Origin of the sequence: Pseudanabaena sp. Chao 1811, assembly GCF_027942295.1 — a bacterium.
GTDB lineage: Bacteria > Cyanobacteriota > Cyanobacteriia > Pseudanabaenales > Pseudanabaenaceae > Pseudanabaena.
Map to the genome: position 1 here is coordinate 1,450,034 of NZ_CP101416.1, position 26,521 is coordinate 1,476,554.

The window sequence follows — 26,521 nt, forward strand, 5'->3', positions numbered from 1 at the left end:
ACAGATGGTTAAAAGCGTTCCCAATCATTGATAATAGAATAAGAGAAGTTAATTCTAGCTTGGTAGAAATTGAGGAGACTTAATTTTCTAAGGAGGTAAAAATGATTACCACAGCCGCCAAACAACCAATGCCCTATTCCATTGATGCCATCAAGCATGATGCTTGTAATCTTGTGGAAGAAGGTTGCATCAGTCGTTTACAACCCATTTATAAACTCTGTCAATTTTATGGCGATCGCGATTGGGTATGTATCGAATGTGAGTTAGAGCGCAATGAATTTTTTCTACGCGATCGCATTATTGATCTACTAGATGGTGAAGAAATACGCGAAGATTAGCTGTTAGCCATTTGAAAACAGGCTAAAGCTTCTTCTGTCGTCACTTCGGGAAACTGTTTATAAAAATAGCTGACACTTACAAATACTTCAGGACGTTCTAATAAAATGATGTTGTCGATCCGTGAGGCGATCGCCTTGGGCATTCGGAGGGGTGCAACAGGAGCCGCTAGCCAAATTTCTTTGTAGGGTAAGGTTTTCATTGCCGCCGCAATCACAGCGATCGTTGCGCCTGTGGCAATACCATCGTCAACAAGGATTGCTGTTGTGCCAGCAATGTCTAACTGCGGTCGGAATGGTTGAAATGCGTGAAGTAGCCCATCAGCTTTAGTCCTTGCATAGTGAACAGCATGAGCCCATTCGCTAGGAGAGCAATATTGCCTGCCCATATCTAGCATATAGCCGTCAGATGTGATTGCACCTAGGGCGGTTTCAGGATTAATCGGCAGCACTATCTTTTTGGCGATCGCTACATCCAAGGGGCAACCAAGTTGCTGTGCGATCGGGGCAGCGACTAATATACCGCCACGGGGAATCCCATAAACAATCGGATTTGTAGGCTTGGCGCTGACAATTAATTCCGCTAATTGACAGCCAGCATCATGCCGATCTTCAAACGAACCAAGTACTTGCATGGAGAGCAAAACCTCCTCAAGAATAGTCTTGGGTAAACCAAGCGCCAAATTCCTAATTATCTATTCACCTCCATTATATAACGCCCAAATAAAGGGTCGGCGGCGCATCGCGCCGCCGACCCTTTATTTGCTTATTTCTTTGAAAACCTTGCCATCAGACCCAATTAATTGCACCTGCATCGGCATTTGTCCATAGGCATGGGTGGAACAGCTCAGACAGGGATCGAAATTGCGAATCCCTGCTTCCACACGATTGAGAAAACCTTCGGACACATCGCCATCGTGAATATAATGTTTGGCAATCTGAGCAACGGTTTTATTCATCGCTAGATTGTTATGCCCTGTGGCAATAATCAAGTTGACTTTCTTAATCACTCCATTTTCATCAACGTTGTAGTGATGAAACAATGTACCGCGAGGAGCTTCGCTTACGCCAATACCTTCGAGGGCATTAATTCCTGCTTGGGCGCGAGTATGCGATGACATCACATCGGGATCTTCCACAAGTTCCGCAATCTTTTCGATGGCAGCAAGAATCTCAATCAACCGCGCATAGTGATAGAAAAATGAAGATGTCGCCACCCTGCCCCCTGCGCGATCGCGAAATTCCTGTAGCTCCTGATTGGCTTTAGGGGTATCAATATATTCACAAACATTCAGCCGCGCAAGGGGACCAACGCGATAGATACCATCAGGATAGCCAAGGGGTTTGTAATAGGGGAATTTGAGGTATGACCAAGGCTCAACGGCTTCACCGATATATTCCTGATAGTCATCTTCACTGAGATGATCAGCGACGATCTGCCCTTGACTATCAACAAAGCAAATATGTCCACCATAATGTTCCCATTCTCCTTTTTTGCCGACTAAGCTCATAAAAAGCGATGGAAATTTACCAAACACATCTACTTCCGTTTGCAGTTCAGTTAAGAGATTCTTAAATAACCCTAAAGCATTCTCAATAGTGGCTAAGGATTCGGGTAGGCGATCGCGAATCCATGCGCGACCTTCTTCGCTAAGTGGCGATCGCACACCACCCGCCACTGCCCAAGCTGTATGGATTTTTTTTGCGCCGAGGATTTCGATAATTTGCTGACCGAACTGACGCAAGCGAATACCACCTCTAGCGAGATCGGGATTTGCTGCCATTAAGCCAAATACATTTCTCGTCGCAGGATTACTATCCCAACCGAGCAGAAAATCAGGGGAACTGAGGTGGAAAAAAGACAGAGCATGGGATTGGGTGATTTGGGCAAGATTCATCATCCGCCGCAGTTTCTCCCCCGCCGCAGGGATCTTCACTGCTAATAATTTATCTCCCGTTTTTGCGGATGCTAATAAATGACTCACGGGACAGATGCCACAAATGCGTGAGGTAATTCCTGCCATTTCCCACATGGGGCGACCTTCGCAAAATTTCTCAAAGCCTCGATATTCCACTACATGAAAATGAGCATCGGAAACTTCGCCAAGATCATCCAGAAAGATCGAGATTTTGGCATGACCTTCAATGCGGGTGACGGGATCGATTACTACTGTTTTTGCCATGACTAGATTCTCTAAATATTTATGTCTTATTCCCCTCTCCCTATGGGAGAGGGCTATCCAAACTTAATCATTTCCCGTCCTTCCATCAGGGGCATCTTGCCCTCTAGTAAAGGTGCGATCGCCGCTTTGATACGATCCGCTGATGGAGGACAGCCGGGAATATACATATCCACTTTCACCACTTCGTGAACGGGCATCACTTTTTCTAATAGTTCAGGAACAATCCCGGGAGCTTTGGGAAGTTGCGGTGTAATATCACCTAGCTCTAGGTAACTACGGCGCAAGACCGTATCGGCGTTATTGCTGCCCATCATGTTTCGCATGGCAGGGACATTGGCTGTAACTGCACAGTCACCAAAGGAAATTAGAAACTTTGTCTGGTTGCGGATTTTGTGAATTAATTCCAGATTTTCCTCATTAGCGATCGCCCCTTCGACTAGGCAAACATCAACATTTTCGGGATATTCCTTAATATCAGCGATCGGGCTATGCACGACATCAGCATATTTCACCAGTTCAAATAGCCATTCGTCCAAATCTAAAAAGGACATATGACAGCCCGAACATCCTGCTAGCCATACTGTTGCCAATCTAATTTTCTCTATCTTGTCCATTGTTTCTGATCCCTTGCGGTAACGATAAATTCCAGCTTGGTGCGATCGCGTTCCATTTCGCCCACTGCCGAGCCTTTATCAAAAATGGCTCCCGTGGGGCAAGCATCCACGCATTTACCGCAGGAGGTGCAAGCATCGACTTCACCCCAAGGCTGATCGAGTCCCGTGATTAAGCGTGATTGTGCGCCACGATTTGCCACATCCCAGACGTGTGCCCCCTCGATTTCATCGCAGACCCGCACACAGCGTGTACAGAAAATGCAACGGTTGCGATCAATGCCAAATAAATCATGGGATAAATCCACATCGCGTTGCGGGAACTGATAGGGAAATCGGGAATGCTCCATACCTGTGGCGATCGCCATATTTTGCAGTTCACAATTGCCATTAGCCACACAGACCGCGCAAATGTGATTCCCCTCAGCAAAGAGCATTTCCACAGCCATTTTGCGATAGTTTTTTAATTGGTCAGTATGGGTATGCACCTCCATGCCTTCGGCAACTTGAGTGACGCAGGCAGCCAGTAATTTATTACTACCCTTAACTTCCACCATGCATAGGCGACAGGCTCCGACATCACTCACGCCTTCTAAATGGCACAGGGTAGGAATTGTGATGCCTGCTTCCTTAGCAGTTGCCAGAATGCTTTTACCCTGCTCGGCGGCAACTTCGATATCATTAATTTTTAGGGTGACAACTGACATTTCTGTATACCTAATTAAGAAGTAGGAGTACTGGTAAATTCCCAACCATTGGCTTCTGAATAGCGTTCCATAAATCGCATGAAGCGATCCCAATGGTCGGTTGATCCAACATCAAACACAATTTCGATTTTTGCCAATTCGGAATCATCGCCTTTATCTTGCCAAAAGAGCTTAGAAGTTTTTGGCTCAATGGAAATAGTCCCTTCACTATCAACCAGCCTAATATCGTTAAACGATGCCTTAGCAAAACTATTCACACCTTGCACTGCTTTGATATTCACAAAAGTCATCTTGACCGAGTTTTCACCCGTCGTGCGATCGCGCCTTAGCCGCACATCACTCAATTCTTCGGGAATACCTGCAAAAAATTCAATGGATGGAGTTATGGAATTCATAGTTTTATCTCCTTGTATTTTTAGCTTTTAGCTTTTGGCTTTTAGCTTTTAGCGATTGGTAATTGGTAATTGGTAATTGGTAATTATTCCAAGCTATTCAAAGATTGCTAACAGCTAACAGCTAATCGCTAACAGCTAATCGCTAACAGCTTCAAGTAATCATCGCGGAAGTGGCGTAAGGTACTTACAATCGGATTAGGGGCAGATTGTCCTAAACCGCAGAGACTCATGGATTTGACCATGCCACAGAGTTCTTCGAGACTGGCGAGATCAGTTTCTGTGGCTCTATGCTCTACGAACTTGGTTAATAGCTGATGGAGTTGCACCGTACCCGCACGGCAGGGAATACATTTACCGCAGGATTCATCCATACAGAACTGAATGAAAAACCTTGCCATATCGACCATGTTCGTATTTTCATCCATGACCACCATGCCCCCTGAACCAATAATGGAACCAAGGGCTTGCATCGCCTCATAATCAACGGGTGTATCAAAGGCGGAGGCAGGAATACAACCACCAGAGGGACCTCCTGTCTGCACTGCCTTGACCTTACCGCCACCAGATGCGCCACCACCCATATCTTCGACAATTTGGCGTAAGGGAATGCCCATAGGCACTTCCACTAGTCCTGTATTAGCGATATTCCCTGCTAGGGAAAATACCTTTGTGCCTTTACTTTTTTCTGTGCCGATGCTGGCGTACCATGCGCCACGATTACGAATAATCGGGACGATATTAGCGAAGGTTTCCACATTGTTGATCAGGGTGGGACAGCCCCAGAGTCCTGATTCCGCAGGATAGGGAGGACGGGGATGGGGAATACCGCGACCACCTTCAATGGAGGCGATCAAAGCCGTTTCTTCACCGCAAACATAGGCTCCTGCACCGACGCGCACATCAATCTTAAAGTCAAAGGTGGACTCGAAGATTTGACTGCCGAGGATGCCATGCTGCTTGGCTTGCTGGATGGCGAGACGGATATGCTCGATCGCAGGAGGATACTCGGCACGCACATAGACATAGCCGTGAGTTGCGCCGACCGCATAGGCAGCGATCGCCATGCCCTCTAGCACCCGATGCGGATCGCTTTCGAGAATACTGCGATCCATAAATGCCCCTGGGTCACCCTCATCGGCATTGCAAATCACATATTTTTGTTGAGGTTGATTTTGGGTTTGATTGCGTCGCCGATCCTGCATTTTGGCAACCGTCGCCCATTTCAACCCTGTGGGATAGCCTGCGCCACCACGACCACGTAAACCACTGCGGGTGACTTCATCAATCACCTGCTGGGGTGACATTTCATGGAGAGTGCGATAAAGCTGGCGATAACCGCCAACGGCAATATAGGACTCAATGCGCGTAGGATCAATTTTGCCAATATGTTCTAATACAATTCGCAATTGTTGTGTAAAAAACGGATGTTCAAGATCGCCAAGGTTTGCCGTGACATGACCACCTTTAAGTCCACTCACAATAGATGCCGCTTGTTCAGGTTCCACCCTCTCATAGAGAACACTAGAAGGATCGACTGCGACTAAAGGTCCTCGACCACAAAAGCCCATACAGCCAACACTGACTACTTCCGCAGTCTCTTCCAGTCCATCGGCATGAATAGCCGCCGCAAGGCGATCGCGTACCTCTAAAGATCCAGAGGCTTGGCATCCACCCGAAGTACAGCAACGAATGCGAATACTCTTTTGGCGATCGCGTTCTTCCTTAGCAATTTGTAATAGTCCTTCAATATCCATAATGAGTTTATGGCTCCTCCATCCAGCCTTTGACCATTGCTAAAACATCTTCGGGGCTTTGTTGACGCGATACATGACCGTCATAGATTGCCGCAGGTGCAACACCGCAGTTACCAATGCAGCGCTCTACTCGTAGGAATACTTTGCCATTAGGTGATCGCTCTCCCACTTTGAGGTGCATTTCTTTAGTTAAGATATCTAACAAAGCTTGCCCCCCTTTGGTATAACAAGCTGTTCCCAAACAAATAGAACAGGTATGTTTGCATTTAGGCTGGATCGAGAAAAGATGATAGAAAGTTGCCACACCATATACTCGACTAAGGGGGAGTTTTAATTCCCTTGCGATATAGGTAAGGACATCTTTTTCAAGGTAGCCAAACTGCTCTTGCGCCCTGTGTAATACTTCAATCAGAGCATCTTGGCGGTTACGGTTTTGGCGAATTGTCAAATCTAAAGAATGGAATCGGGGATTGGGCGAACCATCTTCAATATTTGGCTGTGGAAGGGATATTCTCGACAGCATAAACAATACCTTTGTTGCTAAAGTAGAGGTATTTCGCACTATTCATCTTTCATTCTCTAATTTCTGGATAGAATTAGTACAAAAAACACAAATCTTTAACACTTAGAGTGAAATCGTGGAATTGTTACAGTAATTTCCGCGCAAATGATCCGCAAGAAATGCTCTAAAGGTCTTGCTAAGCAAGACCTTTAGAGCATTTCTTGGTTCGGGTTTAAGCGCAAAGCACTGTATTAACTTGTGTTGCAAAATTTAAGAAATTTCCTTAAGTTTTATCGAAGGATAGATTTTGATACTCAAAAAGCGAGAAAATTAGATATAACCGATTCTTCATAGTTTTGTGCTACAAAGCCGAAATTACGAAGACTATCCATAGGTGGGAAAATCAAATGGTAAATAACCACAAGCCTAAGCGTATCGGTATTCTAACCAGTGGGGGAGACTGTCCTGGACTGAATGCCGTAATTCGTGCCGTTGTGAAGGTGGCAACCTATAAATATGGATGGGAAGTCTATGGCATTCCCTATGGAACCGATGGTTTTATCGAACTATTAGTCGGCAAACGTCAGCCAGAAGAGTTACGCATCAAGGAGCATGGCTACGATATTCCGGGGTTAGTACAGGGGCTAGATATCCTTTATTTTCTGAGTGGTAGTGTATTGGGTTCGATTAGTAAAGGTGATCCTGAGCAACATGCTGAAGACATTATTAAGGGCTATGAAAAGTTAGGATTAACAGCTCTGATCGTGATGGGTGGTGATGGCAGTATTGAGATTTTGGATGGATTAGCTCAAAAAGCTGCGGAGCAAGGAGCCGCATGGAATTGGGTTGCTGTTCCCAAAACCATTGATAATGATATTCCTTTTACAGAAGCGTCAGTGGGGTTTGATACAGCCGTTAATCGCGTTACTCAGGCGCTCTATGACCTCACATTTACTGCCGCTAGCCATGATCGCGTGATGATAGTCCAAGTGATGGGACGAGATTCAGGCTATCTGGCGATGGAAGCGGGAATTGCGGGTGGTGCTGATGCAATTCTCATTCCTGAATTGACTCCCGTTTTAAATGAAGATGTGATTACGGGAGTCTGTTGCCATATTCAAGAGTTACAGAAGAGTGGCAGAAGGTTTGCTCTAGTAGTAGTTGCTGAGGGTGTCAAAAATCATCTCGGGCAAAAAGAACATTACATCGGCGATTATGTGGCGCGGCATATTAAAGAATGTGGTAGTAAGATGTGTCAGATTAATACATCCGATCCTAATTACATTCATCCCTTTGATACTCGCGTTACGGTATTAGGTCATGTGCAGCGAGGGGGTACACCAACTTCTAGCGATCGCCTTTTAGCAACTGCCTTTGGAAGAGAGGCAGTGGATTTAATTGCGAATGGTAACTATAACCAGATGGTGATTTGGGAAAATGGTAGGGTGAGCAGTGTTCCCATCAGTCGGGTAATTGAGCAAATCAAAAAGGGACGTAGAGAAAAGAAAGCTCCCTCAAGTGTCGATCCTCAAGGTTTTTTAGTGAGGACAGCGCGAGATATTGGTATTTATGTGGGAGAAGCAAGTAGTGATGATCAATAAAGAAAGTGCGATCGCCCATAACCCCGATCGCCTAAATCTCAACATCAAACAGCGATCGCCTCTTCATGTTAGTGATCGTAGATTAAAATAGTGGTGATAATGCTTGCTTTAGCCTTAAATCTATGATTACAACTATTAAGAACAAGCAATTATTTGTTTTGTTGAATGAGCTAAAGTCTGCTCTGGTGGAACTCTATGGAGATAGATTGTTTTCGGTGATTCTTTTTGGTTCTCATGCAAGAGGAGATGCTACTTCTGAATCAGATATTGATGTGATGGTAGTTTTGGCAGATCCTGTTAATGCAGTTGCGGAGCGCTCAAGAATGTCTAGTCTTTTTTGGTATTTCTTGAGGGAATATGATGAATTAATTTCAATTATCCCAATCTCAAAATCTCGCTTTTTAGCAGGTGAAATTTCTTTTCTGAGAGTGGTTAAGCGGGAAGGTATTGAGATATGAATGAATTAGCAAAGTTTTTGCTATTGTCCAATGATGATCTGGAAACTGCTCAATTGCTATGCGATTCTGGACGTTATCGTTCTGAAGTTAAAATGCTACTTTCTTAGAATTAGCGATCGCCTCTTCCCTCAACATAAAACAGTGATCGCACTCTCAACCCCACAAAACCCGATTACCTAAATCTCAATATCAAACAGCGATCGCTTAACCAGACACTCAATCTAGATCGCACAACTTATATAATCAAGGAATACAACTAGATTAGTAACATTCAAATAACGAATATGTTAAAAACTCTTTGGGCTACTGTTCAAAAAGGAAAAATTGAGTTATTAGAGTCTTCAGAACTGGCAGAAGGGACAAAGGTATTGGTGACTGTGCTTTCTGATGACTATGAGTCTGAGTTTTGGCTTCGGGCGAGTCAGTCATCACTTGATGCAGTTTGGGATAATAATGAGGATGATATCTATGCCGAATTACTCTAAAAATATCGTCATTTTAGTTAGATATCCATTTTCAGATCTGTCTAATGCGAAGGTTCGTCCTGCGGTTATTGTCAATGCACCACATAGCTCTCAAGACATTCTAATTGTGCCATTAACCAGCAAAACTGTCTCTTTGCTTGATGGAGAGTTTGTTCTTTCTGACTGGGCGGCGGCAGGACTTAATGTTATTACAGCAGTTAAGCGTGGCATCTATACTGTAAATAGAAGTTTAGTTATTAAGACTGTTGGGAAGTTAGCTGATGTTGATATTGATAGACTTGATCAATCTTTAAGAGGTTGGCTAGGTTTATGATTACAACCTGATCTCCTATTCCCCACATCAAACAGCAATCGCCCCTCACCACCCACAAAACCCGATCGCTTATCTCCCTAATCAAACAGCGATCGCCCCTCACCACCCAAAAACCGATTGCCTGTTAGCAACTTCCTTTGGACGAGAGGCAGTGGATTTAATTGCGAATGATAACTATAGGGTATCTCTAAAAATAGGTGTAGGCAGGGCAAGGGATTTGAGGAATTGGAATAGCTATATACAGCCTATTGAGGGAAAGAGTAGTACAAGATAAGCTAGGATAGCAAAACCCAAAAGAGAGTAAAAAATGGCACCTTACTCACTAGATCTCAGAGAAAAGATCGTAGCAAACTACGAAGCAGGAAATACATCGATTCGGGAAGTAGCGAAGCAATTTCAAGTCGCGACGAAAACAGTGCAAAAACTACTGAATCAATACCGAGAGACAGGAGAACTAAACCACAAACCATTAGGTAGTCCAATCAAAAGTCCCCTCGAAGCGCATCAGGAGAAAATCCTCGAAATTGTCTCAGAGCATCCAGATTGGACACTATGGCAGTACTGTGAAGAAGTAGCAGAACAAACAGGAGTATCAGTGACCACAGGCAGCATGTGCCGATTTTTCCAGAGGCATAACATCACTCTAAAAAAAAGACCTATCGCCATGAAAAGGTAAAAAGTGAGGCAGTACAACAGCAAAGATGTGAATTTTGGGAAGCATTGAATGAAGTGAAAGCTGAAGATCTGATTTGTATTGATGAAACGGGAGTATGGCAGGGGATGGAACGCTCTGTGGCAAGAAGTGAATGTGGCAAAAGAGTATTCAGTCTTCGTCCCTTTTACAAAGGTCAGAAATACACAATAATTGGCGCTATTTCAGTTGATGGGATTGTTTGCCTGAAAACGATTCAGGGTTCTATGAAAGGAGCAGATTTTCTCACCTTTGTCCAAGATGACCTAGTACCTAAATTACGTCCTGAGCATAGGATCATCATGGATAACCTCAACTGCCATAAAGTTGAGGGGGTCGCAAAAGCAATTACAGCGACAGGTGCTAAGATTTTGTACTTACCCACCTATTCTCCTGATTTTAATCCAATTGAGATGATGTGGTCGGTTCTCAAATATTTTATTAGATTGCTTAGACCTCATTCTCAAAAACTACTTCAGCATTTAATCAACGTTTTCCCTTACTTGTTAGAAAAAGATTTCTTCAAAAATTGGTTTACTAAGTGTTGTTACTGTACTACTTAATCCCTCAATGGACTGTATTATAATAACGAAGAGATAGAAGAGGTTAAAAAGGAATGCAGGAAAGGTAGACAAATCTTTTTGATTTTGAAAAGTACGAAATAAAACACAGTAGCTTTAAAAACTCACTTTTAGAATTAAACAAAATCATAGACTGGGCATCATTTCTACCAATTCTGAAAGAAGCATTGTAATTGCTCAACCTAAAGCAAGCAATGATTTGAGAGGATTCAAAGCGATAAGAATCGACTCAAAAGCAGAGAAGCCTTGTCTTTTTCCAGTATTGACAATCGAGCGAACAGCCGCAAATAAGTCACGTCCCCAATCAGAGCGAAACCCATTCGTAACTTTTCTAAAAATGAGACTCCAACGCAAAGCCTGTTCGCTAGAGTTATTAGTCGGTGGGATCGTGGGGTCATCCAAAAACAGAAATAAGTTTTCTCGTAACTCCAGATAACGTTTCTGTAATCTCAGTCCATCTTCTTGAGTGGGTAACAGAGAGAGAATACTGTCGAGATCTCGAAACAATCGACATCGGTATTGGTAACGGGTAGAGTCAGCTAAATCCGACCATCGCCTTCGCAGCACCAAAGCTCGTAGCAGCAGTTTTTTCATCCTGCCAGAGAAAATATGGTCTCCTGCATCAATTCCATACTGACAATCTCTGAGTTGATGGGCAAGACAAACTTGCCATGCTGTCGCTGGATTGGTCTTTTGGGCGCTAAACAAATCTGATACCCATACCTCTGGTTGATGCTCTGCCATTACTTCGGTGATGACATCTCCACCTCTAGAAGGTCGGATGATATGAAAACATACTTGCTCATTCTGGAATACCCATTCCCATTGATTTTTGCCATTAACCCTTGCACTGGTTTCATCACTGCATACTAATCGAGATGTCCTCAGAGCTTGGATTATTCCTGATACTTCAGATTCTAGTTGTCCTTTTACTCTTGTTAAGAGGTTGGAGATTGCTCCTTCCGATATTTTTAACCCAAATACTTCGCTCAGCATTTGCTGCATTCTTCCATAGCTTATCCCGTGACTGTATCTCATCGTTGTCACTAGCGCGGCGATTCGATCTCCAAAGGGACTTCCTACTTCAAGACCTACGGGTACTGCTGCGATTTGTTCCTGTCCGCAATGCTCACACTTGCATCCATACCTTTCGATTCTAGTCACGATTGGCTTGATTGGTGGTATGTCGATCTTGTCGTATCTTTCCAGTAATACTTGTATTGACTCGCTAATCTCTTTCCCGCATTCTGTACAACTTTTCACGGTTGCTTTGATTGTTTGGTCTGGATTTTCACTCAGTTGACGACCTCCTCCGTCTCTACCTATGCTTCCTGCTCGTTTGCCTTCTATTTCTTCTGGATTATTGATTTCGGCTTTAAATCCTTTGGCTGGTGGCAAACTTGAGTTCTTTGCGGTCTTCTTTGGTTTCTTTTCTAGCTGTTTCTGTAGTTTTTGTAGTTCTTCCCATAACTTCACTATCAAAGCTTCTTTTGCCTCGTCTGTTAGTTCTTTTAGGTTGGGTAGTTCCTTCATTTCTTTAATTTATCAGCTTTTGCCTTTTTGTCAATTTTCCTATGTTGAGCTATTACGAAGCATTTACCAAAGAGAAGAAAAGCACAGGAGGCAGAAAACCCTATGACCGTATCCTGATGTTGAAGATCATCATTCTGCAAAGCCAATACAACTTGTCAGATGACAGACTGAGTATCAAATCTATGACCGCAGAAGCTTCAGGGAATTTCTAGGACTGAGTATCGGAGACGATATTCCTGATGCAAAAACAATCTGGGGATTCAAAGACGAAGCGGGTTTCCAATGAGTCCGAAGATGGGGAAATGGTTGCGGCGATCGCCTCAAGTATTAAGTAGTGATGCCAAAGAAAAGTTAATACTTTTACCTAGTGCAGCTATAGCGATAAGTGGCTAATATCTGAAAAATTTTGGATTCTTATCTTCAGTTTACTTATGCTTGCCTACTTAGAAAAACAAGCAGGCTATGCCCAAGCTCAAGCATTCCTACAAAGCATCGCAAAAATCCGCGAAAGCATCCCCAAAGAAGAAAGACAAAAACTACCGCGTGATTTCGCCAAAAACATCGATCGCTACTTATACGGAGCGCCAGAAGCAGAATGAAGACCGTATTTGCCGATACATCTTATTGGATAGCCTTTCTAAACGAGGATGACGATCTGTATGAGATAGCGATCCAAACAACAGAAAAACTTTTCCCATGCAAATCGTTACCAGCGAAATGATACTGAGCGAACTGCTTAACCATGTCTCAAAAAAGGTGAGAATTTTAGAAATGCTGCCGTTAACTTCATCAATCAACTCAATGAAGATCCAACTGTGGTGATTACGCCGCAAACAAGTCAACTTTTCACAAGCGCCTTCCAACTCTACGCCCAACGTCAAGACAAAGCATGGAGTCATACCGACTGCTCATCATTTTGCATCATGGAAGAACTAGGAATTACAGAAGCTTCAACCTATGACAAACATTTTGAGCAAGCAGGTTTTGTTGCTTTGTTAAGAAATTAGGAGATAAACCCATGAGCATAGTTTTAGAACGCGAAGTCCCACCCTTTCGAGAAGACGAATCAGAAGCAATCCGCATCGGCAAAACTAGAGTACTTCTAGAACTAGTAATCAGAGTATTTCTAGACGGCGTATCACCCGAAACCATTGTGCAGCAATACTCTACCCTATCCTTATCCGATACTTACAGCGCGATCGCCTAATACCTTAGCTAACCTTGTTGCATTCCCCCGCATATGTTGCTGCAACATTTCTCGGAATAGGTTAATCTCTTTCATAGGGGTTTTATTTTGGATGAAGATAATGGCGATCGCAAAAATGGTGAATTGTAGGAAAAATGAACATCGCTCTCTTTGGCACTAGTGCCGATCCGCCTAGTATTGGACATCAACAGATCTTGCAATGGTTAGATAACCATTACGATCGCGTATTAGTTTGGGTATCGGACAACCCCTTTAAAACTCATCAGGCAAGCTTAAGCGATCGCCTCAAAATGATGGATCTAACCATCGCCGCTATCCAGCCACCTGCCCAAACAATTACGCTACATCCCGAACTTAGCGATCCGCGCACAATTAACACCATCGAAAAAGCCAAACAAATCTTGCCTCAGGCAAACTTTACCCTCGTTATCGGTGGAGATCTAGTGCCGCAATTGCCAACTTGGTATCGCGCCCAAGATCTACTAAATCAAGTCAAGCTACTAGTCGTTCCCCGTCAAGGTGTGACCATTGCCCAAGTGGATGTCGATCGCCTCGTGCATATGGGGACTGAAGTGGCGCTCGCCCCTGACTCGACCTCGATTCCTAACGTTTCTTCGTCCGACTATCGCAACAATGGCAACAGTTCAGTCATAATACCCACAGTCGCAGCATATATCCAACGAGAGTCGCTTTACGCATGGCAGACAAGTCCCGCCCCATAGCCCCTAAACCCCTCGCAGACTTTAAGGTCGGTGTTGATAACGTGATCTTTTCCGTAGATACCGAGCAGAATCGTCTATTAGTGCTACTGGTGATGCGCCAACATGAACCCTATCGCGATCGCTGGTGTCTGCCCGGAACCCTCGTGCGTCAAGGTGAATCCCTCGAAGAATCAGCCTATCGAATTCTCTCGGAAAAAATCCGTGCTAAAAATCTTTACTTAGAACAACTCTTCACCTTTGGCGACATTGGACGCGATCCTCGTGAAGCTCCAGATAGCTATGCAGTGCGTTATCTATCTGTCAGTTACTTTGCCCTAGTTCCCTTCTCTCAAGCAGAACTGATCGCCGATGGAGTTAGTGGAATTGCGTGGTATCCAGTTAAACAAGTTCCAGAACTTGCCTTTGATCACAACCGCATTCTCGAATATGGACATCGCCGCCTTCGCAATAAGTTGGAATATAGTCCTGTTGCCTTTGATGTTTTACCTGAAGCTTTTACCCTGAGCGACCTTTATCAACTCTACACAACAGTCCTTGGCGAGAATTTCTCTGATTATTCCAATTTCCGTACTCGATTACTCAAATTAGGATTTCTTAGTGATACGGGTATCAAAACTTCAAAAGGAGCAGGTCGTCCAGCTAGTTTATATCGGTTTGATGCCGAAGCCTTCGCTCCATTCAAGAATAAGCCTATGGTTTTTATTTAGTTCTTAATTTGGTATAAGTAGGTTGGCTCAATTCAGCAGAACCCTATGGACGCGATCGCGACAATCAAAACTACTTTACAAGAAAAAATCGGGGCAACCATTGTTGACATCGAAGATCGTAGTGATTTGCATAAACACCATCAAGGGCGGATGAATGCCCCTGTCGGTAGTGGTCATTATGATGCGATCATTGTTGCGGAAAGCTTTACAGGTAAAACGATGATGCAGCAACATCGCATGGTTTATGAGGCTTTAGCCGATCAAATGCAAACAACAATTCATGCCCTTGCCTTAAAAACCTATACCCCAGAACAATGGCAGCAGCTTAAGAACTAGCTTCTTTTGGGCGTGGCGAAGCTGCGCCTAAAAAAAGCTGTTATGTACCTAATTCGTATTAAGTTTAAGTAGCAATGTTCTGGACAATTGGTAAATGGAAAACGCAACTACCCCTACAACTACCAAAGATAACGAGAAGGCTCAAGGCGGTAATCATATTTTATATATGATGTTCAAGTGGCTAGTGGTGCGTCCACTGCTGTATTTGTTTTATCAAGAACGCATTTATGGTGCTGAAAATGTACCCCTGACTGGCAATCTCATCGTGGTGAGTAACCATGCCAGTGACTTTGACCCTTTGATCGTTGGTAGTTGTATGGCGCGTCCCGTTGCTTTCATGGCAAAGGAAGAATTGTTTGAAGTACCAGTATTAAAGCAGGCGATTAAAGCTTTTGGCGCTTATCCTGTTAAGCGTGGGGCAGGCGATCGCGCGGCAATTAGATCGGCGATCGAGTCAATTAATAAGGGCTGGGCGACGGGTATTTTCTTGGAAGGGACACGCACCCTTGACGGCAAGATTACAAATCCTAAACTAGGTGCAGCAATGATCGCCTCAAAGACCAATGCACCTTTTTTACCTGTATGTGTGTGGGGTACGGAGACAATTTTGCCCAAAGGAGCTAAATTTCCTAAATTATTTCAGCCTGTGACGGTGCGGATTGGGGAGTTGATTCCTGCGCCAGATTCAAGCGATCGCGCTACCCTTGAGGCATATACACAAAAATGCGCGGATGCAATTAACACACTCCACGCATTAGGCAGATAAAAAAATCCCCGCAAAGCGGGGATTTTTTTTAGGGTAATCCTAAGAAGGAAAGGAGGGGCGGCGCGAAGCGCCGCCCCTCCTTTCCTTTTTTAGCAAGGTTTTTTTAGTCTGGAGAATAGGCTAGTAATGTGCCATTTTGTCCAACTACGAAACCACGATCGCGCGAGAAAAAGTAAAGTTTGTAAAGGTTTGCGCCTGCATTTGCTGCGGACTCATCACGCTTCCAAGTTTTGCCACCATCTTCGCTATGGAGCAATCTCGAACTACCGCCAGAGATCCAGACGTTATTTTCATCTTGATAGGCAAGATCGAGCAGACCAAAACCGCCACCATCTTTAGGAGTTTGCTTTTTGTCCCATTTGTCAAATTCGCCAGCTTCGCTAAATTGCACTTGACCACCACGATTGAGCATCCAGAGGCGATTGTCGGGAGTGTAGCCCATGTTCTGCACACGGCGAGAGCTATTGCGATTATGCTGAATCCAAGTTATATCCCCCGGTTGCCATGTGGAATAAAAGTTGCCATTGGCTGAAATAGCTACATAACGACCATCATCACTACGGTTGAGGTTACGCGCATTACCAACGGCTTGGGTAACTAAGGCTCTCCAGTTTTGACCACCATCTTGAGTAGTATAAATTGCGCCTAAGTCGGTGACCATTTCCGCAGAGTTGCGACCTTGAGCCACGATCTTAAAGGGATCTCCAGGGAGTTTGGAGCTAAGCCCGATCCGTGACCAAGATTGACCATTATCAGTGGTATGGAGCAGGAGTGCAGGTTGTCCTGTGATCCAACCTTCGTTACCAGAGAAGCTGATCGATGAAAAACGATAGATGCCATCGCCGAGATCGAGTTTGCGCTCTTCCCAAGTTTGACCGCCATCGATGGATTCCAGCAGAGTCGCATCAGTACCTACTAACCAGCCATGATTGGGTTCATATTTGTCAAACCAAAGATCAAGGGGAGTGATGGCTACAGGTAGCTCCACTTTGTGCCAGTTGCCATGATTTGCGGAGGCACTGGGTATTCCTACGCCCAACAATGTCACGCAAAGCAATAGACAAATAAGTAAAGAGCTAAGAAAGCGTTTTATGCTTTTTTTCATAAAAAATCTATAAAAGTCCGTAAGATAATAATTCTGAAATAATACCGAATGAATACTGAACTAGTTAATTAATCGCCAATTAATCGAGTGCGTATAGACTGATAAAGAAAATGACGGCAAGCGCCAATGATCCAAATATGAGTAGGTTTTTCTGGCTAGGGGTCATGACATTTACGCCAAAGCCATAGCCAAGGTTTTCGGTAAATCCTGAAGGCTTGGAGGCAACGCCAATATCTGCAAAGGATTTTTTCTTGGTGTTACAGACGGGGCAACGCCAGTCTTCGGCAATTTCTTCAAAGGGCGTACCCGCAGGAATATTCCGTTTGGTATCACCTATTGATGGTTCATATATATAGCCGCATACGCCACATTCATGACGATGGGGTTCTTCTTTGCCTTCAGAGGCTTCAACTATGGTGATATTGAGTACGGGTTTAGTTTCTGCGCCAGAGGTTTCCGTATTTATTGATTCGGGTTCCATGGGTTTGATCGTTTTGAACGTATGGTTAAGCGATCGCTTGTCAATTCTGTTACAAATTATTACATCTTTTTGACAGGCTTGCCTAGCTGCCTAAAGTCTCACAAGTTTCCTAAAAATGAAACTTAAGTCTGAAATTTTAAAGTCTAGTAAAGTAAGGCTTGTCAAATTTATCAGTCAATCATGCTAACGGTAGATCAAGCGATCGCCTGTGTTCGAGTTTGTCAAATGGAGGTTTAGTGATGATGAACTATCCGATCATCTTAATTCCCCATTCCATACAACGCGCCCAAAGTGTCAATCCACCTGTACCTGTATTTACAGAGACAGAACCGCTAAAACCATCTTCACCACCAGAAATCTATGATAGAAAGGTATTAATAAGATGGATGATTGTTGGTTTTGTCGCGTCATTGGTGCTTGCATTTTTTAATATTTGGCTAGGTATTACAGCGATCACTCTAAGCGCTTTTATAGTTGCTTATCTCGCATGGTCAATGAATCAGAGTTTTCCACGACGAAAACGTGACCACGATAACCAAGTAAGGAAGTATCCAAAGTTATTACAGTCCTATCAGCAAGCGAAACGAGAATATGAGCAACAGATCAATCGTATCCATAGTCACGAAAATATAGCTTCGTATCGCAAATTAGAACTTTTGCGAATACTCAGGCAAACTAAAACCCATGATGGAGGAAATAGTAAAGCTCAAGTAGGCTTCTCAGAAGCTAAGTTTTATGCATATCTCACTCACTATTTTAAGGACAAAGTAAAACGTGGACTTACGCTAAATATTCCAAATTTTAAGTATCATTACAGCCCTGATTTTGTCTATATCGACAAAGCAGTAAATTTATATATTGACATAGAGATTGATGAGCCTTATGCCTATAACAGCAAAGTTCCTACTCACTTTATTGGGGCTAGTAAAGACACTAATCGCAACAACTTTTTCCTTGATAAAAATTGGTTGGTGATTCGTTTTAGTGAGGAACAAGTAGTCCGTTATCCGCAAAGTTGCTGTAAGGCGATCGCCAAAGTTATCGCTAATGTTTTAGGAGATAATTTATATTTAAGTCAGTTTGCAATGGTTGCAGATTTGGAACCGATGAAACAATGGACTGAATCAGAAGCTTTATATATGGCAGATACAAATTATCGACAAACTTATTTGATAAATTGATACAAATTCTTAGTAGCAATTTAAGAAGTTTCTTTTAAAAATCATTATGAATAGTAAAGCAAATTTAGTGACAATTTATGTTGATGGTTACTACAAAGATCCCTGTGGCGGTTGGGGATGTGTTCTCAAATATGGAGAGACAATCAAAGAATTTTCTGGAAATATAATTGAGTCGAGTAAACCTCGAATAGATATGATTGCAGTTATTGAAGCATTAAAACACCTAAAGCGTCCTTGCCAAGTAGAACTTTATACTAATTGTCAATTTCTAATAAATTGTATCCAGTTACATTGGAAACGTAAATCTAATTTAGACTTATGGGATAATCTCGATAACGCAGCATTTTCTCATGATATTACGTGGATATGGATTAAAGGTTATAAAGAAGAACTTCATAAACAATCTCACCAGTTAGCAATGGCTGCGGCAAGGAATATATCACCAAGGCTAGAGGTATTAGAACGTGAGACTAACTCTACTCAAGCCAGAAATGATTTGCAAAGCTTACTAAAACAACTGTCCAAAGCCGAAATTACTAGAGATAATGAAAATATGTCTGTTACTTTACAGATAGATGATCGCATTCTTGAATTTCACTCTCGTAAAATTATACCTATCCCTACAATTGAATCCTAGTTTTTATGTCATCTTTAAACATTTGAAATAATCCCAATATGTCTACTCCCCCTCTCCCCCAACCCCAACTCGATCGCACTCCAATCACCTCCGATCAATACTGCGAATATACACCCGAAAAACTAGAACTATGGAGTGGATTCTATGGTTATGGTGGACAAGACCTAACAGGCTTTTATCTTGGTATTTTGGCAAATATGGGACTTCGTGAAGCCGTGCGTCATGTGCCGATGTCCAAATGGCTAGAAGCAATTCAAGCAGTCGCTTTGCAAAATCCTAAACTCGATGAAGCAATGCGCGATCGCCTGAATCGAGGCTTAGCAGATTTGCAAGCAGTCGCCGCATATTTAGAATCACAAAGTTAAAGAAGCCCTAACTTCGACATGTCAGAATTAATTTGGCGATCGCTTAATTTCTCCAAGAAATCTATGACAGATGTAAAAGCAACGAATTTACCCTTTGCTATTTCTAAGGAAGAACTTACGCAATTTTGTCAAAAAAACGGGATTGCTAAACTTTCCTTGTTTGGATCGGTCTTACGACAAGACTTTCGACATGATAGTGACGTTGATGTTTTAGTAAATTTTCTCAGCGATCGCAAAGTTAGTTTTTTAGATCTTGCAAAAATGGAACGAGAGTTATCAGTATTATTCGCAGGTAGAAAAGTCGATTTGAGAACCCCTAAAGAGTTAAGTCCTTATATCCGCGATCGCGTGATTAATGAAGCTTTGGTGCAATATGGCAATTGATAACATAACTCGTCTGCATCACATGATCGATGCAGCAAAAGAGGCGATCTCATTTGCTAATGGTAAAAGCAGAGAGGATCTTGAACGCGATCGCCTACTCTTGTTAGCGTTAGTCAAAGATTTAGAAATTATTGGTGAGGCAGCTAGCAAACTCACACCAGAAATTAGAGCGTGTTATCCCCAATTGCCTTGGATTGATATTATTACCATGCGAAATCGTTTAGTACACGAATATTTTGGGATTGACGAAGGTATTGTTTGGGATACAGTAACGAAAGATTTACATCTTTTGGTTGAAGAACTAGCAATAATCCTTCATAACGAAACAGAAAAAGATACAGGAAGTAATTGATCTCTAGTTAAGTGTTGATGTTTAGTGATTTTATAGCTTCTGAACTCATGTAGGATTGCTGTAGCCCCAAATTATAGTTAACGAGCGTGCAATCTTCTCATCCTATTTCGACTGAATCAGAGCATCTATCTGTAGCCGATCGCATTGAATCTTTTAAAGCGGGATTTCTTGGCGCGATCGCTAGTGTTTTCGCATTTTTTGCGATCGCCCTATTGCATCACTTTGTACAGGATTTTCTTACAGGTGAGCAACTAATCAGCAGTTTTGAGCTTGGCAACTCCTTCATTTTGCTAATTAAGCTAGGCATGATTGGCTTTTCAGGTTTTTTGTTTGCCGTTACCTATCGCTACATTGTGCGGCGCGATCGCAATTCCCATCTCAAATCAGGGGCAATTTTAGCCTTTGCCTGTATCCGTAGTTTCGCCACAGTTGATCGTGATTTACCTGCACTTACGCTCTTGCCTTTAGTCCAACTAGCTTTAGTAAGCGCCATCCTATTACTCGAAAATATTGCATGGTTAGCGATCGTCCAAAGTCTCCTCGAAACCGCAATCCAGCACAAATGGATCGCTGCTTTTGGCTCAGCAAAGGATTGAGAAATTTATGGCTAATCAAATTGTCCTTATAGGTTATGAGCAGTTGTTGCGAGATCTCAAAGATCGCATTCGCTTGGCGCAAGTCAAAGCCGCCTTGGCAGTAAATCGAGAATTGGTATTACTCTATTGGCATATTGGGAGAGAAATCTTGCAGCGACAAGGGCAAGAGGGTTGGGGAACTAAGGTAATTGAACGTCTCGCTAAAGATCTAAAACAAGAATTTCCTGAAATGAAGGGATTTTCTCGTACAAATTTGCTTTACATGAGAGCCTTTGCAGAAGCTTGGGATGATGAGCAAATAGTCCAACAGATTGTTGGACAAATTCCTTGGGGGCATAATGTGCGCTTATTGGACAAGGCAAGTAATCGCAAAGAAAGGCTTTGGTATGCACAACAGGCGATCGCGAATGGTTGGAGTCGCGCCGTATTAGAACACCAGATTGAAACTAAACTTTATCAACGTCAGGGAAAAGCAATTACCAATTTTGTTACTACCTTGTTGCCTCAGCCGCAGTCCGATTTAGCTCAACAGCTTATTAAAGATCCTTACTCGTTTGATTTTCTAAGCTTGGCGCAAAATGCTCAAGAGCGAGACTTAGAGAAAGCTTTACTTGATCACATTCGTATTTTTTTGTTAGAGCTTGGCGTAGGTTTTGCCTTTGTTGGTAGTCAATATCATTTGGAAGTAGGTGGTGATGATTTTTATATTGACCTGTTGTTTTATCATCTGAAACTGCGCTGCTATATTGTCATCGACCTAAAGATGACCGAGTTTAAACCCGAATATTCAGGCAAAATGAGCTTTTATGTCTCAGTAGTAGATGATTTACTGAGACATCCTGACGATAAACCGACGATTGGCATAATTTTGTGTAAGTCTAGAAATCAGACTGTAGCGGAATATGCTTTGCGAGATGTGAATAAACCTATTGCGGTTTCTCAGTTTAAGCACGAGTTACCAGAATCGTTACAGAGCGTTTTGCCAAGTATCGAACAGTTAGAAGCGGAGTTAGCTACGGTTGAAGTAATAGAAAGCGATCGCCTATGACAAAATTGACATAGCGACACGTATAACTCACTCAATAATTAGCTTTGATATCCACATCAATAATCACGCCAATATTTGCCCAATTTCCCCTCTGGCAATGGCTTACTGAACCACTTGCCCTAGAATTTATGCGAAATGCCATCATTGCAGGTGGTTTAGCAGGAATTGTTTGCCCTGCGATCGGATGCTTCTTGATTGTGCAGCGTATGGCATTGCTAGGAGATGTGATGACCCATACGGTGATGCCGGGGATGGCGATCGCCTTTTTCTATAAAATTGATGTGGCAATCGGGGCATTTATTTCAGGAATTAGTAGCGCATTTTTAATTGCATGGTTGCGATCGCAAACTCGTGTCAAGGTTGATGCAGCAATGGCACTGACATCTTCTAGTTTCTTTGCGATCGGCATTTTGCTAATTTCCCTGCTCAAAATCAAAATCGACCTACATGGCTTTTTGTTTGGCGATATTCTCAGCGTTTCTCAGACCGATACGATGCGGGCAGGAGTCATTACCGTGATCGTACTAGTTGCGATCGCTATATTTTATAAACAATTGCTGTTTTACACCTTTGATCGCACTGGGGCGCAAGCGCTAGGACTCCCCGTGAACTTGATCTATTTGGGCTTAATGGCAGGAGTCACGTTAACGATTATTGCCAGTATGCAAACGATGGGCGTAGTGTTAGTCGTCTCGCTGTTAGTGGGACCTGCGATTACGGCTTATTTATTAGTCAAGGAATTGCATCAAATGATTTTTGTTGGCGCAGCTATAGGTGTGACAGCAAGTGCGATCGGTTTATATGCCAGTTACTATTTGAATTTGCCTTCTGGTCCTGCGATCGTTTTATCCGTTCTCATGTTGTTTTTGCTAACCTTGGTTTTTAGTCCCAGCCAAGGATTACTAACACGCACCAAATAAAAAAGCTGCCCCTAGGGGCAGCTTTTTTATTTGCTCACAAAATTAAGCTTCGGTAGTTTCTTCAGTTGTGCTTTCTTCAGAGACTACGGATTCTTCAGCAACTACTTCCTCGACAACTGGTTGTGGCTTGGTTGGCTTTGGTCCCCTTACTAAAGCGAGATTTACGGGTGCTTTAACTTCTTCATCCCTACCGCCTTTTTTATCTCTCTTGCCTTTACCCCCATCACGGCTAGAACGCTTTTTGTCGGAGTCATCAGACCGTCTTGCACTAGTATTTTCGCTACCTTCTGGTTTAGGTTGACGATCTGCTTTTTTGATAGGACGTTCTACCATTGTTAATTCCTAATTACTTGATGTATTTGTATCCTAGCCTGTTTAGGGATACACGACAAAAAGTAGCTATCTCGTCCTTAGATTTAGCCGATATTTCATATCAATTCTCTTCTAAAATTTTGCTTCAAATACAATAAAGCAATTGCAAACATGACCCACAAAATAATATCTGTAATATCTGTTTGCTTAATATTGCGTCATAATGGGGGGTAAACCTTAGCAAATTTTAACGTAGTTTAGAACAATGACATCTGCTCCTAAAGCCAACTCTGAGAATCTGGCAGGTAATCCTGAATATAAGGACACCGTGAACTTGCCCCAAACCGACTTTTCGATGCGGGCAAATGCAATTATTCGTGAGCCAGAGATTCAAAAATTTTGGGCAGAGCAGGGCATTTATGAAGAATTAAGTAGCAATAATAAGGGTGATATTTTTACGCTCCATGATGGGCCTCCCTACGCTAACGGCACATTACACATGGGTCATGCCTTGGGCAAATCGTTGAAAGATATTATTAATCGCTATCAACTGTTGCGGGGACGTAAAGCTCGCTATGTCTTAGGTTGGGACTGTCATGGGTTGCCAATTGAACTTAAGGTTTTACAAAATATCAAAGCTGAAGAACGGGTTAAGCTAACGCCTCTCCAGTTGCGACAAAGGGCTAAGGAATTTGCATTGCAAACTATTGACGAACAGGCGGCAGTTTTTAAGCGTTTAGGTGTTTGGGGTGACTATGAAAACGCCTATTACACGATGAAGCCTGAATATGAAGCCGCCCAGATTGCTGTATTTAGTAAAATGGCGCTCAAAGGCTATATCTATCGCGGGCTTAAGCCAGTCTATTGGTCGCCTAGTTCCCATACTGCCCTCGCGGAAGCGGAATTGGAATATCCCGAAAATCATGTTTCTCGCAGTATCTATGTTGCTTTTCCTGTCACGCAATCTAGCGATAGGTTAAAGGCGATCGCCGATCTCACCAATCTCCATGCCGTGATCTGGACAACGACACCTTGGACAATTCCCGCTAACTTGGGTATTAGTGCCAATCCCCATCTGAGTTACAGCATCGTGGCGGCTGGTGATAAATATTACATCGTGGCAACAGAATTGGTGGAGAAGCTAGCCGCCACCTTTGAGCAAGCTTTGGAAGTGAAATATACTTTCAAGGGGGATATTCTCGAAGGAACCATTGCTAAGCATCCGATCGCCGATCGCTCTAGTCCCATCGTTCTAGGTGATCACGTCACCGCCGAATCAGGTACAGGCTTAGTCCATACTGCGCCTAATCATGGTCAGGATGACTTTGTTGTGGGTCGAAAATATCATTTAGGTATGATTTCTCTGGTGGACGATCGCGGTATTTTCAATGAAGATGCAGGCGCAGAATTAGCAGGTTTGAGTGTGCTGAAGGAAGGCAATGCTAAGGTTGTGGAAATCTTGACCGCTAATGGAACTCTGATTAAAGAAGAAGCCTATAACCACAAATATCCCTACGATTGGCGCACCAAGAAGCCTGTGATTGTTCGCGCCACTGAGCAGTGGTTTGCCTCCGTTGATGGTTTCCGCGAAGAAGCATTGAAATCGATCAAGGAAGTTAACTGGATTCCTGCGATCGGTGAGAATCGGATTACCTCAATGGTGCAAGAGCGATCAGACTGGTGTATTTCCCGTCAGCGCACTTGGGGCGTACCAATTCCCGTATTCTATGACGAAGAAACTAACGAACCTTTACTTACGGAAGAAACCATTAATCACATTCAAGAACTGATTCGTGAGCATGGCTCTGATGTGTGGTGGCAAAAGGAAGTAGAAGAGTTACTCCCTGCATCCTATCAAAATAACGGTCGCAAGTATCGCAAAGGTACGGACACAATGGATGTCTGGTTTGACTCTGGTTCTTCATGGGCAGGAGTTTTAGGTGGTGAGAGTCATAATTCCCATCTAGTTCCCTACGAGCTAAACTATCCTGCGGACATCTATCTCGAAGGCTCCGATCAACATCGTGGTTGGTTCCAATCTTCTCTCCTAACTAGTGTGGCAACCAATGGCTATGCACCTTATAAGACGGTGTTAACCCATGGTTTTTTGCTGGATGAGAAGGGACAGAAAATGAGTAAATCCCTTGGTAATATCGTTGATCCGATGGTGGTAATCAATGGTGGTAAAGATCAAAAGAAAGAACCTCCCTATGGTGCGGATGTGGTTCGTCTTTGGGCAGCAAGTGTGGACTACAGCAGTGATGTTCCTGTTGGCAAAACCATTTTGGCTCAGATGTCCGATGTGTCGCGTAAGATTCGTAATACTGCCAGATTCTTGCTCAGCAATCTCTTTGACTTTCAACCTGCGGAACAGCTAGTGCCTTATGCCGATCTCACCGAAAGCGATCGCTACATTCTGCATCGTCTCGCCGAAGTTACTAGGGATATCACTGAGGCATACGATAAGTTCCAATTCTCGCGCTTCTTCCAAGCTATCCAAAACTTCTGCACCGTTGATTTATCGAACTTCTATTTAGATATCGCCAAAGATCGTCTCTATATCAGTGCGCCCAATGCTGCCCGTCGCCGCAGTTGCCAAACGGTGTTGATGTATTGCTTAGAGGCAATTGCCAAGGCGATCGCCCCAGTCCTTGCTCACACTGCCGAGGATATCTGGCAACACTTACCCTACCCTGCGCCAACTAAGTCCGTATTCCAATCGGGTTGGTTTATTGTGCATCCTGAATGGCATAAGCCCGAACTGGCAACTAAATGGGAGTATCTCCGCGAAGTCCGTTCTGAGGTCAACAAAGTCTTGGAATCCGCCAGAACTGGCAAACTCATCGGCGCACCCCTAGAAGCGAAGGTCTTATTAGTTGCCACTGATGCAACTCAGAAGGCTTATCTAGAATCCTTAGGAGAAGATTTGCGCTATCTCTTCATCGTGTCACAGGTCGAGCTGGTCGATAGCTTACCCGATGCTGACTTTAAGGGCGAGGCTACCAATTTACAAATTGCGATCGCGAAAGCCGATGGCGAAAAGTGTCCCCGTTGCTGGAACTACTCCACCCACATCGGTGAGTCTGTCGAGCATCCGCATATTTGCGATCGCTGCGTCAGTGCATTAGCAGGTAATTTCTAAATCTAGTCACATAACACAAAGAAGGGCTTGGCAATGCCAAGCCCTTCTTTGTGCATACCTCTTTATATAGGTGCAGCTAGCCTATCATCCATGCCTTTAGCTAGATTAACA

At 43.4% G+C, this 26,521-nt stretch carries 33 protein-coding genes and 2 pseudogenes; 24 read left to right on the forward strand and 11 right to left on the reverse strand.

Going from position 1 to position 26,521, the window contains the following annotated elements; all coding sequences use genetic code 11:
- Positions 1 to 101: 101 nt before the first annotated feature.
- Positions 102 to 338, forward strand: a complete 237-nt coding sequence (locus tag NMG48_RS06795) for a DUF4327 family protein (protein WP_169363502.1) — start codon at positions 102 to 104, stop codon at positions 336 to 338.
- On the opposite strand, the gene NMG48_RS06800 is transcribed toward NMG48_RS06795, so the two are convergent.
- From NMG48_RS06800 to hoxE, 7 genes are all read right to left on the reverse strand, one after another.
- On the reverse strand, positions 335 to 1,018 hold the full coding sequence (locus tag NMG48_RS06800; RefSeq protein ID WP_271254538.1) for a phosphoribosyltransferase: 684 nt from the start codon (positions 1,016 to 1,018) through the stop codon (positions 335 to 337). The two genes, NMG48_RS06795 and NMG48_RS06800, sit on opposite strands and share 4 nt — an antisense overlap.
- Before the next feature lie 75 nt (positions 1,019 to 1,093).
- A complete protein-coding gene (locus NMG48_RS06805) occupies positions 1,094 to 2,518 on the reverse strand; it encodes a Ni/Fe hydrogenase subunit alpha (protein WP_271254539.1) in 1,425 nt (474 codons plus the stop codon).
- A 53-nt stretch (positions 2,519 to 2,571) separates the two neighbouring features.
- Positions 2,572 to 3,123, reverse strand: coding sequence for an oxidoreductase (locus NMG48_RS06810; RefSeq protein WP_345961249.1), 552 nt, complete (start codon positions 3,121 to 3,123; stop codon positions 2,572 to 2,574).
- Entirely contained in the window at positions 3,120 to 3,836 is a 717-nt protein-coding gene (hoxU, locus tag NMG48_RS06815; protein ID WP_271254541.1) for a bidirectional hydrogenase complex protein HoxU, read from the reverse strand. Before hoxU ends, NMG48_RS06810 begins: the two co-directional genes overlap by 4 nt.
- A 14-nt stretch (positions 3,837 to 3,850) precedes the next feature.
- A complete protein-coding gene (gene psb28 / locus NMG48_RS06820) occupies positions 3,851 to 4,231 on the reverse strand; it encodes a photosystem II reaction center protein Psb28 (protein WP_271254542.1) in 381 nt (126 codons plus the stop codon).
- Positions 4,232 to 4,359: 128 nt separating this feature from the next.
- Positions 4,360 to 5,985: a NuoF family protein gene (locus NMG48_RS06825; RefSeq protein ID WP_271254543.1), complete on the reverse strand. Its 1,626-nt coding sequence runs from the start codon at positions 5,983 to 5,985 to the stop codon at positions 4,360 to 4,362.
- Positions 5,986 to 5,992: 7 nt separating this feature from the next.
- Positions 5,993 to 6,508 (reverse strand): bidirectional hydrogenase complex protein HoxE, encoded by a 516-nt coding sequence (gene hoxE, locus NMG48_RS06830; protein WP_271254544.1) that lies wholly within the window; start codon positions 6,506 to 6,508, stop codon positions 5,993 to 5,995.
- A 386-nt stretch (positions 6,509 to 6,894) separates the two neighbouring features.
- Here hoxE and NMG48_RS06835 point away from each other — a divergent pair, with 386 nt between their 5' ends.
- The 6 genes and pseudogenes from NMG48_RS06835 to NMG48_RS06860 form a co-directional block, all read left to right on the forward strand.
- Positions 6,895 to 8,088, forward strand: a complete 1,194-nt coding sequence (locus NMG48_RS06835; protein ID WP_271254545.1) for an ATP-dependent 6-phosphofructokinase — start codon at positions 6,895 to 6,897, stop codon at positions 8,086 to 8,088.
- Positions 8,089 to 8,210: 122 nt separating this feature from the next.
- Complete coding sequence (locus NMG48_RS06840; protein WP_271254546.1) at positions 8,211 to 8,546, forward strand: nucleotidyltransferase domain-containing protein; 336 nt, start codon at positions 8,211 to 8,213, stop codon at positions 8,544 to 8,546.
- Positions 8,547 to 8,830: 284 nt separating this feature from the next.
- Complete coding sequence (locus NMG48_RS06845; RefSeq protein WP_271254547.1) at positions 8,831 to 9,031, forward strand: hypothetical protein; 201 nt, start codon at positions 8,831 to 8,833, stop codon at positions 9,029 to 9,031.
- The gene (locus NMG48_RS06850; RefSeq protein WP_271254548.1) at positions 9,015 to 9,344 is read left to right on the forward strand and encodes a type II toxin-antitoxin system PemK/MazF family toxin; all 330 of its coding nucleotides are present in this window, start codon (positions 9,015 to 9,017) and stop codon (positions 9,342 to 9,344) included. Before NMG48_RS06845 ends, NMG48_RS06850 begins: the two co-directional genes overlap by 17 nt.
- 307 nt (positions 9,345 to 9,651) lie before the next feature.
- Positions 9,652 to 10,020, forward strand: coding sequence for a helix-turn-helix domain-containing protein (locus NMG48_RS06855; protein ID WP_271251623.1), 369 nt, complete (start codon positions 9,652 to 9,654; stop codon positions 10,018 to 10,020).
- A gap of 29 nt (positions 10,021 to 10,049) precedes the next feature.
- Positions 10,050 to 10,598, forward strand: a pseudogene (locus NMG48_RS06860) (transposase); the annotation flags it as partial.
- A gap of 195 nt (positions 10,599 to 10,793) precedes the next feature.
- Here NMG48_RS06860 and tnpC read toward each other — a convergent pair.
- Positions 10,794 to 12,149, reverse strand: coding sequence for an IS66 family transposase (tnpC, locus tag NMG48_RS06865; RefSeq protein ID WP_271252120.1), 1,356 nt, complete (start codon positions 12,147 to 12,149; stop codon positions 10,794 to 10,796).
- A 77-nt stretch (positions 12,150 to 12,226) separates the two neighbouring features.
- Here tnpC and NMG48_RS06870 point away from each other — a divergent pair.
- The 8 genes and pseudogenes from NMG48_RS06870 to NMG48_RS06905 form a co-directional block, all read left to right on the forward strand.
- A pseudogene (locus tag NMG48_RS06870) lies at positions 12,227 to 12,420 on the forward strand (transposase); the annotation flags it as partial.
- 160 nt (positions 12,421 to 12,580) lie between these two features.
- On the forward strand, positions 12,581 to 12,748 hold the full coding sequence (locus tag NMG48_RS06875) for a hypothetical protein (RefSeq protein ID WP_271254549.1): 168 nt from the start codon (positions 12,581 to 12,583) through the stop codon (positions 12,746 to 12,748).
- A gap of 216 nt (positions 12,749 to 12,964) precedes the next feature.
- Positions 12,965 to 13,156, forward strand: coding sequence for a type II toxin-antitoxin system VapC family toxin (locus tag NMG48_RS06880; RefSeq protein WP_271254550.1), 192 nt, complete (start codon positions 12,965 to 12,967; stop codon positions 13,154 to 13,156).
- A gap of 11 nt (positions 13,157 to 13,167) precedes the next feature.
- A complete protein-coding gene (locus NMG48_RS06885) occupies positions 13,168 to 13,356 on the forward strand; it encodes a DUF433 domain-containing protein (RefSeq protein WP_271254551.1) in 189 nt (62 codons plus the stop codon).
- A gap of 134 nt (positions 13,357 to 13,490) precedes the next feature.
- Entirely contained in the window at positions 13,491 to 14,078 is a 588-nt protein-coding gene (locus tag NMG48_RS06890) for a nicotinate-nucleotide adenylyltransferase (RefSeq protein WP_271254552.1), read from the forward strand.
- Positions 14,054 to 14,785 (forward strand): NUDIX hydrolase, encoded by a 732-nt coding sequence (locus tag NMG48_RS06895; protein WP_271254553.1) that lies wholly within the window; start codon positions 14,054 to 14,056, stop codon positions 14,783 to 14,785. The genes NMG48_RS06890 and NMG48_RS06895 overlap by 25 nt, the downstream gene beginning before the upstream one ends.
- A 45-nt stretch (positions 14,786 to 14,830) precedes the next feature.
- A complete protein-coding gene (locus NMG48_RS06900; RefSeq protein WP_271254554.1) occupies positions 14,831 to 15,121 on the forward strand; it encodes a BolA family protein in 291 nt (96 codons plus the stop codon).
- Between the two features lie 166 nt (positions 15,122 to 15,287).
- Complete coding sequence (locus tag NMG48_RS06905) at positions 15,288 to 15,887, forward strand: lysophospholipid acyltransferase family protein (protein WP_441339187.1); 600 nt, start codon at positions 15,288 to 15,290, stop codon at positions 15,885 to 15,887.
- A 103-nt stretch (positions 15,888 to 15,990) separates the two neighbouring features.
- On the opposite strand, the gene NMG48_RS06910 is transcribed toward NMG48_RS06905, so the two are convergent.
- Together NMG48_RS06910 and NMG48_RS06915 are read right to left on the reverse strand one after the other, a co-directional pair.
- Positions 15,991 to 16,992, reverse strand: a complete 1,002-nt coding sequence (locus NMG48_RS06910; RefSeq protein WP_271254556.1) for a photosynthesis system II assembly factor Ycf48 — start codon at positions 16,990 to 16,992, stop codon at positions 15,991 to 15,993.
- Between the two features lie 79 nt (positions 16,993 to 17,071).
- Positions 17,072 to 17,473 carry a rubredoxin gene (locus tag NMG48_RS06915; protein WP_271254557.1) on the reverse strand — a complete coding sequence of 134 codons (402 nt, stop codon included), beginning with the start codon at positions 17,471 to 17,473 and terminating at the stop codon, positions 17,072 to 17,074.
- 158 nt (positions 17,474 to 17,631) lie between these two features.
- Here NMG48_RS06915 and NMG48_RS06920 point away from each other — a divergent pair, with 158 nt between their 5' ends.
- The 8 genes from NMG48_RS06920 (at position 17,632) to NMG48_RS06955 (ending at position 22,956) form a co-directional block, all read left to right on the forward strand.
- On the forward strand, positions 17,632 to 18,654 hold the full coding sequence (locus tag NMG48_RS06920; protein WP_271254558.1) for a hypothetical protein: 1,023 nt from the start codon (positions 17,632 to 17,634) through the stop codon (positions 18,652 to 18,654).
- A gap of 46 nt (positions 18,655 to 18,700) precedes the next feature.
- On the forward strand, positions 18,701 to 19,291 hold the full coding sequence (locus tag NMG48_RS06925; RefSeq protein ID WP_271254559.1) for an RNase H family protein: 591 nt from the start codon (positions 18,701 to 18,703) through the stop codon (positions 19,289 to 19,291).
- Between the two features lie 38 nt (positions 19,292 to 19,329).
- On the forward strand, positions 19,330 to 19,656 hold the full coding sequence (locus NMG48_RS06930) for a hypothetical protein (RefSeq protein WP_271254560.1): 327 nt from the start codon (positions 19,330 to 19,332) through the stop codon (positions 19,654 to 19,656).
- Between the two features lie 18 nt (positions 19,657 to 19,674).
- Positions 19,675 to 20,040 carry a nucleotidyltransferase family protein gene (locus NMG48_RS06935; protein ID WP_271254561.1) on the forward strand — a complete coding sequence of 122 codons (366 nt, stop codon included), beginning with the start codon at positions 19,675 to 19,677 and terminating at the stop codon, positions 20,038 to 20,040.
- Positions 20,030 to 20,392, forward strand: coding sequence for a HepT-like ribonuclease domain-containing protein (locus NMG48_RS06940; protein WP_271254562.1), 363 nt, complete (start codon positions 20,030 to 20,032; stop codon positions 20,390 to 20,392). The genes NMG48_RS06935 and NMG48_RS06940 overlap by 11 nt, the downstream gene beginning before the upstream one ends.
- An 86-nt stretch (positions 20,393 to 20,478) precedes the next feature.
- Complete coding sequence (locus tag NMG48_RS06945) at positions 20,479 to 20,988, forward strand: hypothetical protein (RefSeq protein ID WP_271254563.1); 510 nt, start codon at positions 20,479 to 20,481, stop codon at positions 20,986 to 20,988.
- A 7-nt stretch (positions 20,989 to 20,995) separates the two neighbouring features.
- The gene (locus NMG48_RS06950) at positions 20,996 to 22,036 is read left to right on the forward strand and encodes a PDDEXK nuclease domain-containing protein (protein ID WP_271254564.1); all 1,041 of its coding nucleotides are present in this window, start codon (positions 20,996 to 20,998) and stop codon (positions 22,034 to 22,036) included.
- 128 nt (positions 22,037 to 22,164) lie between these two features.
- On the forward strand, positions 22,165 to 22,956 hold the full coding sequence (locus NMG48_RS06955) for a metal ABC transporter permease (RefSeq protein WP_271255252.1): 792 nt from the start codon (positions 22,165 to 22,167) through the stop codon (positions 22,954 to 22,956).
- Positions 22,957 to 22,998: 42 nt separating this feature from the next.
- Here NMG48_RS06955 and NMG48_RS06960 read toward each other — a convergent pair whose 3' ends face one another.
- Entirely contained in the window at positions 22,999 to 23,289 is a 291-nt protein-coding gene (locus NMG48_RS06960; RefSeq protein WP_271254565.1) for a hypothetical protein, read from the reverse strand.
- A gap of 244 nt (positions 23,290 to 23,533) precedes the next feature.
- Here NMG48_RS06960 and ileS point away from each other — a divergent pair, with 244 nt between their 5' ends.
- Positions 23,534 to 26,410, forward strand: a complete 2,877-nt coding sequence (ileS, locus tag NMG48_RS06965; RefSeq protein WP_271254566.1) for an isoleucine--tRNA ligase — start codon at positions 23,534 to 23,536, stop codon at positions 26,408 to 26,410.
- The last annotated feature ends 111 nt before the right edge of the window (positions 26,411 to 26,521 follow it).

Bases quoted from the DNA above. Each gene is read 5' to 3' on its own strand.
- NMG48_RS06845 (WP_271254547.1), top strand. From the start codon at position 8,831: ATGTTAAAAACTCTTTGGGCTACTGTTCAAAAAGGAAAAATTGAGTTA.
- NMG48_RS06910 (WP_271254556.1), bottom strand. From the start codon at position 16,992: ATGAAAAAAAGCATAAAACGCTTTCTTAGCTCTTTACTTATTTGTCTA.
- NMG48_RS06875 (WP_271254549.1), top strand. From the start codon at position 12,581: ATGCTTGCCTACTTAGAAAAACAAGCAGGCTATGCCCAAGCTCAAGCA.
- NMG48_RS06925 (WP_271254559.1), top strand. From the start codon at position 18,701: ATGAATAGTAAAGCAAATTTAGTGACAATTTATGTTGATGGTTACTAC.
- NMG48_RS06905 (WP_441339187.1), top strand. From the start codon at position 15,288: ATGATGTTCAAGTGGCTAGTGGTGCGTCCACTGCTGTATTTGTTTTAT.
- NMG48_RS06835 (WP_271254545.1), top strand. From the start codon at position 6,895: ATGGTAAATAACCACAAGCCTAAGCGTATCGGTATTCTAACCAGTGGG.
- psb28 (WP_271254542.1), bottom strand. From the start codon at position 4,231: ATGAATTCCATAACTCCATCCATTGAATTTTTTGCAGGTATTCCCGAA.
- ileS (WP_271254566.1), top strand. From the start codon at position 23,534: ATGACATCTGCTCCTAAAGCCAACTCTGAGAATCTGGCAGGTAATCCT.
- NMG48_RS06935 (WP_271254561.1), top strand. From the start codon at position 19,675: ATGTCAGAATTAATTTGGCGATCGCTTAATTTCTCCAAGAAATCTATG.
- NMG48_RS06895 (WP_271254553.1), top strand. From the start codon at position 14,054: ATGGCAGACAAGTCCCGCCCCATAGCCCCTAAACCCCTCGCAGACTTT.
- NMG48_RS06900 (WP_271254554.1), top strand. From the start codon at position 14,831: ATGGACGCGATCGCGACAATCAAAACTACTTTACAAGAAAAAATCGGG.
- NMG48_RS06805 (WP_271254539.1), bottom strand. From the start codon at position 2,518: ATGGCAAAAACAGTAGTAATCGATCCCGTCACCCGCATTGAAGGTCAT.
- NMG48_RS06855 (WP_271251623.1), top strand. From the start codon at position 9,652: ATGGCACCTTACTCACTAGATCTCAGAGAAAAGATCGTAGCAAACTAC.
- hoxE (WP_271254544.1), bottom strand. From the start codon at position 6,508: ATGCTGTCGAGAATATCCCTTCCACAGCCAAATATTGAAGATGGTTCG.
- tnpC (WP_271252120.1), bottom strand. From the start codon at position 12,149: ATGAAGGAACTACCCAACCTAAAAGAACTAACAGACGAGGCAAAAGAA.
- NMG48_RS06940 (WP_271254562.1), top strand. From the start codon at position 20,030: ATGGCAATTGATAACATAACTCGTCTGCATCACATGATCGATGCAGCA.
- NMG48_RS06885 (WP_271254551.1), top strand. From the start codon at position 13,168: ATGAGCATAGTTTTAGAACGCGAAGTCCCACCCTTTCGAGAAGACGAA.
- NMG48_RS06960 (WP_271254565.1), bottom strand. From the start codon at position 23,289: ATGGTAGAACGTCCTATCAAAAAAGCAGATCGTCAACCTAAACCAGAA.
- hoxU (WP_271254541.1), bottom strand. From the start codon at position 3,836: ATGTCAGTTGTCACCCTAAAAATTAATGATATCGAAGTTGCCGCCGAG.
- NMG48_RS06950 (WP_271254564.1), top strand. From the start codon at position 20,996: ATGGCTAATCAAATTGTCCTTATAGGTTATGAGCAGTTGTTGCGAGAT.
- NMG48_RS06795 (WP_169363502.1), top strand. From the start codon at position 102: ATGATTACCACAGCCGCCAAACAACCAATGCCCTATTCCATTGATGCC.
- NMG48_RS06955 (WP_271255252.1), top strand. From the start codon at position 22,165: ATGCGAAATGCCATCATTGCAGGTGGTTTAGCAGGAATTGTTTGCCCT.
- NMG48_RS06890 (WP_271254552.1), top strand. From the start codon at position 13,491: ATGAACATCGCTCTCTTTGGCACTAGTGCCGATCCGCCTAGTATTGGA.
- NMG48_RS06930 (WP_271254560.1), top strand. From the start codon at position 19,330: ATGTCTACTCCCCCTCTCCCCCAACCCCAACTCGATCGCACTCCAATC.
- NMG48_RS06840 (WP_271254546.1), top strand. From the start codon at position 8,211: ATGATTACAACTATTAAGAACAAGCAATTATTTGTTTTGTTGAATGAG.
- NMG48_RS06850 (WP_271254548.1), top strand. From the start codon at position 9,015: ATGCCGAATTACTCTAAAAATATCGTCATTTTAGTTAGATATCCATTT.
- NMG48_RS06825 (WP_271254543.1), bottom strand. From the start codon at position 5,985: ATGGATATTGAAGGACTATTACAAATTGCTAAGGAAGAACGCGATCGC.
- NMG48_RS06915 (WP_271254557.1), bottom strand. From the start codon at position 17,473: ATGGAACCCGAATCAATAAATACGGAAACCTCTGGCGCAGAAACTAAA.